Source organism: Albidovulum sp., assembly GCF_008933605.1.
Lineage (GTDB): Bacteria > Pseudomonadota > Alphaproteobacteria > Rhodobacterales > Rhodobacteraceae > Albidovulum.
In genome coordinates this window covers 1-9,622 of sequence record NZ_WBUS01000118.1, presented here as the reverse complement: position 1 = coordinate 9,622, position 9,622 = coordinate 1, and the positions used below count along the sequence as shown (strand labels likewise).

Below are 9,622 nucleotides of genomic sequence, written 5' to 3'. Positions count from 1 at the left end.
TTTCAGCGCCTAAGAATGCGCACAACTTCGCAGCGCGCCCAGAAAGGGGAGGTACGTCATGTCTCGATTCGCCCAGATGCTCGATTGGCTCGCGAATGAACTGATGGGACCCGTCGCCATCGCGATGATGGTGCTCGGCGTCGTCGTCACCGGCTACAGCTGGTTCGTCGGCGGCTCGCAGCTCGGAATCCGCCGCGGCATCCAGATCCTGGTCGGCGGCGGCATCATCCTCGCCGCCCGCGAGATCGCTTCGGCCATCTTCTGACAATCGAGGGTTGGGCCTTGGCCACCGCCACCCGCACCACCCGACCGCTCTACCGGTCGCTCGCCCGCCCCGACCTGCTCTACGGCGTCGAGCGCGACCTCTTTCTCCTCGAGGCGATGCTCGCCATGTTCGGGATCTTCTTTGTCCCGGCCTTCGCGTGGAAGCTCGTCGTCGCCGGCATTCTGTTCCTCGTCGCGCATCCCCTGCTCGTGCGCGTGGCCAAGGTCGACCCTCGCTTCTCGCGCGTCTACTTGCGCAGCTTGCCGTACCTCAGCCACTACCCGGCCGGCTCGCACGCGGACGTGCGCCGGCAGTCGCTCGAGGAGTTTCGCGCGGGGGTCGAGCGGTGATCCTGCCCGAGTTCCGCCGGCACCCCGAAGGTCTCGCCGATCTCCTCGGCTGGGCGCTCCTCGTCGCGGACGGCGTCGTCTTGCAGAAGGACGGGTCCTTCCTGACGGGCTGGGAGTTCCGCGGTCCGGACATCGAGAGCGCCTCGCCCGAGGAGCTCGAGGCGCTGTCGCAGCACCTCTCGGCGGCCATGCTGCCGCTCACCTCAAGCTGCTGCCTTCACGTGGACGCGATCCGTCGGCGGGTCGAGGAGTACCCGACCGGAGGGCGCTTCGCGCACCCGGTCGCCGCCTGGATCGACGCCGAGCGCCGCGAGCGCTTCGCGCGCGGCGTGTATTTCGAAACGGTCTATCGCGCGACGCTCACCGTCGTCGCCGCGACCTCGACCGAGGCTCGGATCGCGAAAGCTCTCGTCACGGACGAGGAGCGCGTCGCCGGCGACCACTGGCACCGGGAGCTCGCCGCCTTCGAGGAGCTCGCCGGCGAGTTCGGCGAGCGCCTGGCGGCGACGCTCGCCGCCAGACGGCTCGGCTCCGGCGAGCTGCTCGCGCACCTCCACGAGGCCTTGACCGGCTTGGCGCATCCGGTCGCCGTGCCGCGCCTGCCGGTCTACCTCGACGTCCTGCTCGCCGACCAGGACATCCGGGCGGGCTTCGCGCCCAAGGTTGGCGATCTTCACGTCCGCGTCCTCTCGGTCGAGGGGATGCCGGGCGAGACGGCGCCGGCGCTCCTCGCCGAGCTCGCTTCGCTGCCCGGCACCTTCCGCTGGTCGACCCGGTTCCTGGCGCTCGATACCGTCGACGCGGAACGGATCCTCGAGAAGCGACGCAAGCGCTGGTGGGCGAAGCGCCACGGCATTTGGCAGCTCGCCACGTCGAACAAGGAGGACGATCTCAATCCCAACACCGCGCCTCGGCTCGACCAGGACGCGGTGCGCATGGCCGAGGAGGTCGACCAGGCCAAGGCCGAGAACGCCGCCGGGCTCGCGCGCTACGGCTTCCTGACCACGACCATCGTGGTCTACGACGAGGATCCGGCCGCCGCGGATCGCAACGCGCGGCTCCTGCGCAAGGAACTCCAGAACCGAGGCCTCGGCGCGCGGATCGAGACCACGAACGCCATGGACGCCTGGCGCGGGTCGCTCCCGGGCAACAGCGCCGCCAACGTCCGGCTGTCCCTCGTCCGGTCGCTCAACCTGGCCGATCTCCTGCCGACCGCGGCCCTCTGGGCCGGTCGGCGCACGAACCCCTCACCGCTGATGCCCAAGGGCGCGCCGTGTCTTCTGGTCGGGGGCGCCGGCTCGACGCCCTTCTTCTTCAACCTGCACGTCCAGGACGTCGGGCACTCGCTCGTCCTTGGGCCGACCGGCGCCGGCAAGTCGACGCTCCTCGGCCTCATCGAGGCGCAGTGGCTGCGCTACCCCGGGGCGCGCGTCTTTCACTTCGACAAGGGACATTCCGCGCTCGCGCTCTGCCTCGCCGTCGCCGGCGCGCACTACGAGCTCGGCGCCGACACCGAAGGCGCGCCGCAGTTCGCGCCGCTCGCTCGGATCGCCGATCCGCTCGAGCGCCAGTGGGCCGCCGAGTGGATCGATGGCCTGGTCGCGCTCTCCGGGCTCGAGCTCACGCACGAGCACCGCCAAGCGATCCGCCAGGCGCTCGACCTGGTCGCGGCGACCGATCCGCACCCGACGCTGACCAACTACGCCGCGAAGCTCGGCAGCTACTCGCGCGAGCTCGCCTCGGCGCTCGCCGACTACGCGCTCGCCGGCCGCGCCGGCGCCGCCGGCGGCGGCTTCGCGGACCTCTTCGATGCCGAGCGGGACCAGCTCTCGACCGCCGACCTCCAGGTCTTCGAGATGAGCGCGCTCGCCGGCCGGGGCCAGCGGGCCGTGGCGCCCGCGCTGCTCTATCTCTTCCACCGCATCAACGCCTCGCTCGACGGCCAGCCGACGTTGATCCTGCTCGACGAGGCCTGGACCTACCTGCTCAACCACCTCTTCGCGGCGCAGATCGTCCAGTGGCTCAAGGAGCTTCGCAAAAAGAACGCGGCCGTCGTCTTCGCGACACAGTCGCTCGCCGACGTGCTGGACAGCCCCTACCGCTCGACGATCCTCGAGAGCTGTCCGACGAAGCTGTTCCTGCCGAACCCCGAAGCGGCCGCCCCGCACGCGGCCAAGCACTACGAGCAGCTCGGGCTTTCGCCGCACCAGGTGGAGCTCCTCGCCAAGGCCCAGCCGAAGCGGGACTACTACCTGGTCACCCCCGAGGGTCGGCGCATGTTTCGGCTCGACCTCGGGCCCGTCGCGCTCTCGTTCGTCGGGGCCGGCGGCGCCGAGGACCTCCGCGCCGTGCGCGAGCTTCGCGCCGCGCACGGTCTCGCCTGGCCCGCGCGCTGGCTCGAGCTGCGCGGCGTTCCCGTACCCAACGTCGCGGCCTTCCCCGCCGCCGCGCAACAAGGAGCTTTCGCATGACGCAACCGCTGGACGACACCCGGTCGGGCTTCGCCCCGGCCACGCCGGCGACCCGGCACACCTGGTCGCACGGCGCCGCGGACTTTCGCCTGGTCGAGCACGCCTCCGGGCGCTGGGCGGTCGAGACCTTGGGGCTCGGCGCCAACCTCGTGCCCCTCGAGCTCGCCGCGCCGCTCCCCTGGCATCGCCTCCTCGCCGAGGACGGCCTGTCGGCCGTCGCTCGCGAGCTCGCGCGCCTCGCGGCCTCGACGGCCGCTCGCCGCACGCTCTTGGCGCTCGCGGTCATGGGCAACGCCGATGGCCTGGCCGAGGCCGTCCGGCGCTTTCTCGAGGACCCGACGTCCGCTCACGCCCGGACGTTCCTCGAAGCCCACCTCGAGGCCTACACCGCGCTTCGCGCGGACTACAACGAACGGCCGGCGACCGACGCTCCCCCGAGCGTCAGCGCCACGGCCGACCTCACTGGAGGGCTCATCCCATGATCACGTGGCTTCGTCGCTTCGCAGCTTCGACCGCACTCCTCGCCTTGCTGCTCGGGCTTATCGCGCCGATCGCGGCGCCCGCGCCCGCCGAGGCGCAGTGGGCTGTCGTCGATGTGATTCAGGAGATCCAGCAGTGGCTTTGGTATGCGCAACAGATTCTCAAGTGGATCGGCGCGGCGCAGCAGATGTTCGACGATGACACGGGGTGGAACCAGCGAATGTACATCATGCTGGACGTCGCGGGGCTCCTCGGCTACGGAACATCGCTCGCGCCGTATGCCGACCTCTGGCAGACGGTCTTCCCCGACACCTACGGCGGCTGGCTCCAGGAGGGCTGGTACAAGGACGTTGCCGGCTGGGGGCGCGCCACGAACTACGCGCAGCTGCGCCTGGCGCGCGCGCAGCAGATCCTCCGAACCGTCGAACGCGTCGGCTACACCAATGTGACCGGCTCCTGGCCGCTCCAGCCCATGCAGGTCTTGAACAAGTGGCTCTCGCAGCTCTCCGGGATGACGGATTCCGACGCTGCGGAGCTCGAGGTCAACAACATGTACAACAGCCTGCAGACGCAGTACCAGAACCAGCAATTCAACACGCAGATGCAGGCCGCGAACCTCATGGTCCTCAAAACCGCCATGGAGGTTGCCGACGAGCGCGACTACAACCAGCTCCTCGAGAACCTCTTCCCCTCCGGATCGGCCTACGAATGAACCGCGCCATGAGGGCCCTTCTCGCTGTCTTGCCCGCGCTCGTCGCTGGAGGCCTCCTCCACGGACCGGCGCTCCGCGCCGAGATCGCCGCGCGCCAGGCCGAGGCGGAACCGCTCGAAAGCCTCGCGGCGGCCGTGCCGTCGCGGACTTTCAATCTCGCCCACTGGCGAGGAGAAGCCAGGGTCGGTTCCACCCTCTGGCGCGCGGCCGTGGTGGCCTGCGCCGGCGCGGCCTTTCATGACCAGCCCAATTGCCTCTCCGTCGCCGCCGCACGGCACCTGGAGCGCGTTCCGTGAATATCGCGAACCCGTCGCTCATCGCTCAACTTCTCCTCGACCGCCTCGAAACCGCCTCCGGCGGTTATGCGCTCAGCCTGTTTCAGTACGTCCGCGTCATCCTGATCGCGCTTGCTCTTCTCGACCTCATCCGTCTCGCGTACGACGTCTGGACCTCCAACCAGGGCCCCGACGCTGCTCTGCCCCGCCTTGGTCGCTGGATCCTCTATATGTGTGCGGTGGCCGCCATCGTTCAAACTTCCCATCGCGTTGGCGCCGGAGGCGACTCGATCGCGCGCTACGTCTACGACCTCTTTCGCGAGTGGGGCGAACGCGCCTCCGGAACAGGCGGATTCACTCCCGCCAGTATCTTTCAAGCCGCGATCGAGATGGCGCAGCTGGCTTGGTCCACGATGAAGGATATCGGCCTCTGGAATCCGCTTGCCGTGCCGATCGCACTTCTCGCTGGCCTGGTCGTGCTCGCCATGCTCGCGGGTTTCGGCTATCTCGTGTTCCTCTTTTACTTTCTCTTTCTCGAGTGGTTTGTTGCGCTTTCCCTCGCGCCTGCGTTCCTCGTAACCGCCGCGCATAAGTGGACTGCTGGGATCGCCGAAGGCTACGTCTCCTACCTCATTAGCCTCGGCTACCGGACGCTCGCGATCTTCTTCTGCTATCCCGTCCTCCTTTCCTTTGTTGACGAAGTTAGAGGCTGGTACACCGAAGCCATGACCCTCGTTAGCACTGGGGGCCCTACCGCGATTGCCAACTTCTTCCAAGTGCTCTGCGGCAGCCTCTTCGCGGCGTGGCTCTGCGCAATCGTCATCGCCGCCGTTCGCGCCTACGCGAACCGTGTAGCCCCGCAAGGGCGCGTTCTTAATCTCGGCAGCGTGTACGAATCGATCTGACCATGAGCATCCGCAAGCACCTCCGCGCCGTTGCCGGATCCGACGACCAGGCGTTCGCCTGGGCGCGCCGCGAGTGGGAAGACCGCCTGGCCGCTCCGGCGAAGCGGATCCGCAACCTTCAGCTCGCCTTGGCGGCCGCCGGGCTCCTGATCGCGGTGCTCTCCGCCTACGTGTTCATCTTGGGGAACCACGCGAAGACGATTCCCTACGTCATCGAAGTCGACAAGCTCGGGACCGCCGTTGCCTTCGGCCCGGCGGCCGAGCTCGGCCGCTCGAGCGAGGTCCTCGAGCGTTACTTGCTGGCTGGCTGGATCACCAAGACGCGCTCCGTCCTCGTTGACAAGGTCGCCCAGGAGCAGTACCTGGTCGACGCGCTCGCTTACGTGAAAGGCGACGCCCGGCAGTACCTCGACCAGTGGCTCGTCTCGCGCCAGGGCGCGGCGCTCGACCGGCGCGCGCAGGTTTCCGTTACGCCGCTCTCGATCCTGCGTCTCTCGGCCGACACCTGGCGCGTCGAGTGGCGCGAAGTCTCCTACGACTCGGGTCGTGCGCTGACCGACGAGTATTGGCAAGCCGCCGTCCGCGTCGAACACCACCCTCCGAAGCTCGAGGATGCGCTGCTGCGCAATCCTCTCGGCCTCTACATCGCCGACCTGAACTGGTCGCGGGTCAACGCCCCCGCGCCGCAAGCCCCGCAACTTCCGTGAAAGGAGAACGTCCGATGATCACCACCTCCCACCCCTCGCGCGCGCGCGCCCTGGTGCTCGCGCTCTGTGCCACCGTCGCCAGCGTCGTCGCTGCCGACGAGCCCGGACCTCAGCTGACGCCCGAGCCCGTCGGCGTGATCGCGGAGGCCTCGGTTCCGGCGGCGGGCGCCGCCGAGACAGCCTCCGTTCCGGTCGAGCCGGCGCGGCGCTTCCCCGGCGTCTCGATCGCGCTCGAGCGCGCGATCCTCGACTACCAGCAGAACGGCACGCCCCCGCCCGTCTTCGTCGAGGCGGGCGCCGTGCGCGTTCCCTACTCCCTGCGGCCGGCGGTCGTTTCGTGCCCGCCGTTGACCGTCTGCGACGTCGAGCTCGAGGCCGGCGAGACCATCGCGGGGCTCGCGGTCGGCGACACCGAGCGCTGGGCGGTCGAGGAGAGCCGCTCCGGCCCCGCCGCGCGGCCGACGCCGCACGTGCTCGTGAAGGCGCTCGACTACTCGCTCGCGACAAACCTCGTGGTCCACACTGATCGGCGGAGCTATCAGCTGCTCCTGACCTCGCCGGCGAAGGACGAGCGCGGCGTTTCGCCGACGCACCGGCTGGCCTACTACTTCCCAGACGAGATCCTGCGCGGCGCCGCCGCCGCCGACCAGCTCGTCGCGCGGGCCGAGGCCGAAGCCTCCGAGCGCCGCGAGGCCTCGTTCGGGCAACTCGATCTCTCGCGCCTAAACTTCAACTACGCCGTCGAGAAGGGCCGCGGCTTGCCGTGGGCGCCCGTCCAGGTCTTCGACGACGGGCACCACACCTACATCCGCTTCCCTTCGGCGATCGCGTCGCAGGAGCTCCCGACCTTGCTCGTCTCCGGCGCCGGCGGCCAGGCCTCGATCGCCAACTGGCGGCTTCTCTCGGCCGCCGGTGGTCCGATCTACAAGGCCGACGGGGTGTACCGCGAGGCGCGTCTCGCGCTCGGCGTCGGGCGCAAGGCCGAGGCCGTGGTCGTCCGCAACAAGGCGTTTCGCGGGGGTCGCTGATGGGCTTCCTCGACCTCTTCCGGCGCGAGCGGCGCGCCGACGTCGCCGGCGAGGATCTCGCCGGCTCCCGGCCCGCCGGCGGCAAGATCGAAGGTGATCTCCAGCCGGAGCCGCCGAAGGCCGCGCGCGCGAGCTCGCTTGCGCTCTTCGTCGGAGTTGCCATTCTCCTGCTGCTCCTCGGCACCATCTGGACCGGACTTCGCCGCTCGAGCCGAATCGAAGTCACCGCCGCTCCCTCGACGACGGCGCCTTCGACGCAATCCGAGCAGGACATTCTTGAGGAGCTCCGGCGCCGCTTCCCCACGCTTGCCGACGACGACTACCAAGCCCAGCAGAACCGGCTCGACGCGATGAAGCAGCAGTACCCCGACGGCTTTCCGGTCGGCGGGGGCGAGCGGAACCCCACCGCCTCCCCGTCACTGGCGGAGCTCGAGGCGCTCGACGCCGAGAACCGGGCCTACCAGGCGCGCTACGCCAACTATGGAGAGCCGCAGCGCCGCGAGCTGACGCCCGAGGAGAAGGCCCTCCGGGCGCCGCTGCGACCCAAGAGCGGCAGTTCCGCCTCGACCGCTCGCGCGGCGGCGTCGGCCAGCCCCGCCGAGCAGCTGCTCGCTGAGGTTGAAGCCACGCCGATCGATCACCCGATCTTGGCTGCCTACCGCGATCGGATCGTGGACACCCTCGGCCAGCATCGGCGCGCCATGGAAGCCGCCTACGCGGTCCAGACAGACCCGACGGCCCCGGCGGCCGACCCGGAAGCCATCGTCGTCCCTGGCAGCGCTGGTGGCGCGCCAGGGGCCTCCGCGCTCGCGGGTCATGGCGACGGGTGGCTGCGCGGACCGGGCGGCGCGCCGCCGGTCCTCCTCTCGGCCGTCCACGCTCCGACGACGCCCTACCTCCTGCAGCAGGGAGCCGTCCTGCCGGCCGTGCTCGAGACCGCGGTCAACTCCGATCTCCCGGGCCAGGTGAGCGCGATCGTTCGGGCGAACGTCTATGACTCGATCTATGGCCGCTACCTGCTCGTCCCGCAGGGGACGAGGTTGCTCGGCGAGTACGCGAGCATGCAGGCGTTCGGGCAGAACCGGTTGCTGATGGCCTGGAACCGACTGATCTTCCCCGACGGACGAACCCTCGACCTCGGCGGACAGCCGGCCGTCGACGCCCTGGGCGCCGCCGGCGCCGCCGACAAGGTCAACCACCACTTCGGCCGAGTCTTCGGCTCGGCGCTTCTCATCTCGGTCATCGGCGCCGGCGCCGATCTCGCGCGAGGCGACCGGACGCTGCTTCTCGAGCAGCGCGATATCGAAGAGCTGATGGCATCGAACATCGCCGACGAATGGGAGCGGGTCGCGACCGAGTACCTGCGCAAGAACATTGACCTCGAGCCCACCATCATCCTGCGAAACGGTCTGCGCTTCGGCGTGAGCCTCACGCAGGACGTCGTCCTGCCCGGGCCCTACCTCGACGCGCGTGGTGTTGCCGAAGTGGACCTGGTCGGCGCCACCGGGGGCCGCCCGTGAACCGCGCGACCGCGCTCCTCGCGCTCCTCGCGCTCGCCGCCTGCGGCGGTGGCGCGGGCAGCGCCCCTGAGACTGTTGCGAAGGGAGTCGACGTTGAGGCCGAGCTCGCGGCGCTCGTCCGTCCCGAAACCACGCCACGACCGGAGACCTTCTGGGCGAACGAAGGGACTGCCGGGACCGCTCTGTGGCTCCGCGCCGTCCTCACCTGCTGCCGAGCAACTACTTTCGATCGCTCGGCCCCCTTCGGGAACAGGCGCACAGAGACACCACCCGCTTGCGAACCCATCTTCCGCACTATTGCCACCGGTGGCAGCTCCAAAGAGCTCGGCTGGCAAAGCCGCTTCGATTTCATGAGCACCGTGAGCATCGCGGGCACTTCTGAAGACCCCACCGCCATTTCTGACCGCGAGGCCTTACAAGCTCTTCGCTCGCCAACTTATGACGCCCGCCTCCATAGTGTTGCCTACTGGCGCCACCACCTCCAACGAAGCACCACGCTCGTCGGCCAGGCCTATGCCTATTGCTCCTCTCTACCCGCTCACGAAGGGCCGCGCCCCAATTGCGTCACCTTACTTCGCACTGTCGGAGACCTAACTGGCGGAATGTTCGTCGCATCTTGCTCGGCGAGCTGGTTCGTCAACGACCTCTCCTCCAAATGAGATCCACCCTCTTCGTCGCGCTCGCTCTGGCCGCGTGCACTTCGCCGCCGCCGCCCGTCCCGGCCGGCCTCCAAGACGAAGCGCGCCTCGCGGCGCTCGCGTCGGCCGAGGCCTCGGCCGAGCTCAGCGGCCTTGCCTGGTCGGCCGAGGCCGCCCGGTGCTCCGCGCTCTGGGCGCGCGCCGCGAGCCTCTGCGTCCACGCCGAGCGCGCCGCCTTCGATGGCGCGCCGGCGTTGCCCAACTGCCGGCC

At 69.4% G+C, this 9,622-nt stretch carries 12 protein-coding genes; all 12 read left to right on the top strand.

The window, feature by feature from the left end; all coding sequences use genetic code 11:
* Positions 1 to 58: 58 nt before the first annotated feature.
* Positions 59 to 265 (top strand): TrbC/VirB2 family protein, encoded by a 207-nt coding sequence (locus tag F9K34_RS14050; RefSeq protein WP_291337599.1) that lies wholly within the window; start codon positions 59 to 61, stop codon positions 263 to 265.
* A 17-nt stretch (positions 266 to 282) separates the two neighbouring features.
* A complete protein-coding gene (locus tag F9K34_RS14045; RefSeq protein ID WP_291337598.1) occupies positions 283 to 615 on the top strand; it encodes a VirB3 family type IV secretion system protein in 333 nt (110 codons plus the stop codon).
* Positions 612 to 3,086, top strand: coding sequence for a conjugal transfer protein TrbE (locus F9K34_RS14040; protein WP_291337597.1), 2,475 nt, complete (start codon positions 612 to 614; stop codon positions 3,084 to 3,086). The genes F9K34_RS14045 and F9K34_RS14040 overlap by 4 nt, the downstream gene beginning before the upstream one ends.
* Positions 3,083 to 3,568, top strand: a complete 486-nt coding sequence (locus tag F9K34_RS14035) for a hypothetical protein (protein WP_291337596.1) — start codon at positions 3,083 to 3,085, stop codon at positions 3,566 to 3,568. The genes F9K34_RS14040 and F9K34_RS14035 overlap by 4 nt, the downstream gene beginning before the upstream one ends.
* Positions 3,565 to 4,278: a hypothetical protein gene (locus tag F9K34_RS14030; RefSeq protein WP_291337595.1), complete on the top strand. Its 714-nt coding sequence runs from the start codon at positions 3,565 to 3,567 to the stop codon at positions 4,276 to 4,278. The genes F9K34_RS14035 and F9K34_RS14030 overlap by 4 nt, the downstream gene beginning before the upstream one ends.
* An 8-nt stretch (positions 4,279 to 4,286) precedes the next feature.
* On the top strand, positions 4,287 to 4,574 hold the full coding sequence (locus F9K34_RS14025; RefSeq protein ID WP_291337594.1) for a hypothetical protein: 288 nt from the start codon (positions 4,287 to 4,289) through the stop codon (positions 4,572 to 4,574).
* The gene (locus tag F9K34_RS14020; RefSeq protein WP_291337593.1) at positions 4,571 to 5,458 is read left to right on the top strand and encodes a type IV secretion system protein; all 888 of its coding nucleotides are present in this window, start codon (positions 4,571 to 4,573) and stop codon (positions 5,456 to 5,458) included. Before F9K34_RS14025 ends, F9K34_RS14020 begins: the two co-directional genes overlap by 4 nt.
* 2 nt (positions 5,459 to 5,460) lie before the next feature.
* Positions 5,461 to 6,165, top strand: a complete 705-nt coding sequence (locus F9K34_RS14015) for a type IV secretion system protein (RefSeq protein ID WP_291337592.1) — start codon at positions 5,461 to 5,463, stop codon at positions 6,163 to 6,165.
* A gap of 14 nt (positions 6,166 to 6,179) precedes the next feature.
* Positions 6,180 to 7,193, top strand: a complete 1,014-nt coding sequence (locus F9K34_RS14010; RefSeq protein ID WP_291337591.1) for a TrbG/VirB9 family P-type conjugative transfer protein — start codon at positions 6,180 to 6,182, stop codon at positions 7,191 to 7,193.
* On the top strand, positions 7,193 to 8,713 hold the full coding sequence (locus F9K34_RS14005) for a TrbI/VirB10 family protein (RefSeq protein WP_291337590.1): 1,521 nt from the start codon (positions 7,193 to 7,195) through the stop codon (positions 8,711 to 8,713). The genes F9K34_RS14010 and F9K34_RS14005 overlap by 1 nt, the downstream gene beginning before the upstream one ends.
* Positions 8,710 to 9,372, top strand: a complete 663-nt coding sequence (locus F9K34_RS14000) for a hypothetical protein (protein ID WP_291337589.1) — start codon at positions 8,710 to 8,712, stop codon at positions 9,370 to 9,372. The genes F9K34_RS14005 and F9K34_RS14000 overlap by 4 nt, the downstream gene beginning before the upstream one ends.
* Positions 9,369 to 9,622: hypothetical protein (locus F9K34_RS13995; protein ID WP_291337588.1), on the top strand; the 254-nt coding region annotated here is incomplete at its 3' end. The genes F9K34_RS14000 and F9K34_RS13995, both read left to right, overlap by 4 nt.

Bases quoted from the DNA above. Each gene is read 5' to 3' on its own strand.
- F9K34_RS14050 (WP_291337599.1), top strand. From the start codon at position 59: ATGTCTCGATTCGCCCAGATGCTCGATTGGCTCGCGAATGAACTGATG.
- F9K34_RS14035 (WP_291337596.1), top strand. From the start codon at position 3,083: ATGACGCAACCGCTGGACGACACCCGGTCGGGCTTCGCCCCGGCCACG.
- F9K34_RS14030 (WP_291337595.1), top strand. From the start codon at position 3,565: ATGATCACGTGGCTTCGTCGCTTCGCAGCTTCGACCGCACTCCTCGCC.
- F9K34_RS14025 (WP_291337594.1), top strand. From the start codon at position 4,287: ATGAGGGCCCTTCTCGCTGTCTTGCCCGCGCTCGTCGCTGGAGGCCTC.
- F9K34_RS14015 (WP_291337592.1), top strand. From the start codon at position 5,461: ATGAGCATCCGCAAGCACCTCCGCGCCGTTGCCGGATCCGACGACCAG.
- F9K34_RS14010 (WP_291337591.1), top strand. From the start codon at position 6,180: ATGATCACCACCTCCCACCCCTCGCGCGCGCGCGCCCTGGTGCTCGCG.
- F9K34_RS14005 (WP_291337590.1), top strand. From the start codon at position 7,193: ATGGGCTTCCTCGACCTCTTCCGGCGCGAGCGGCGCGCCGACGTCGCC.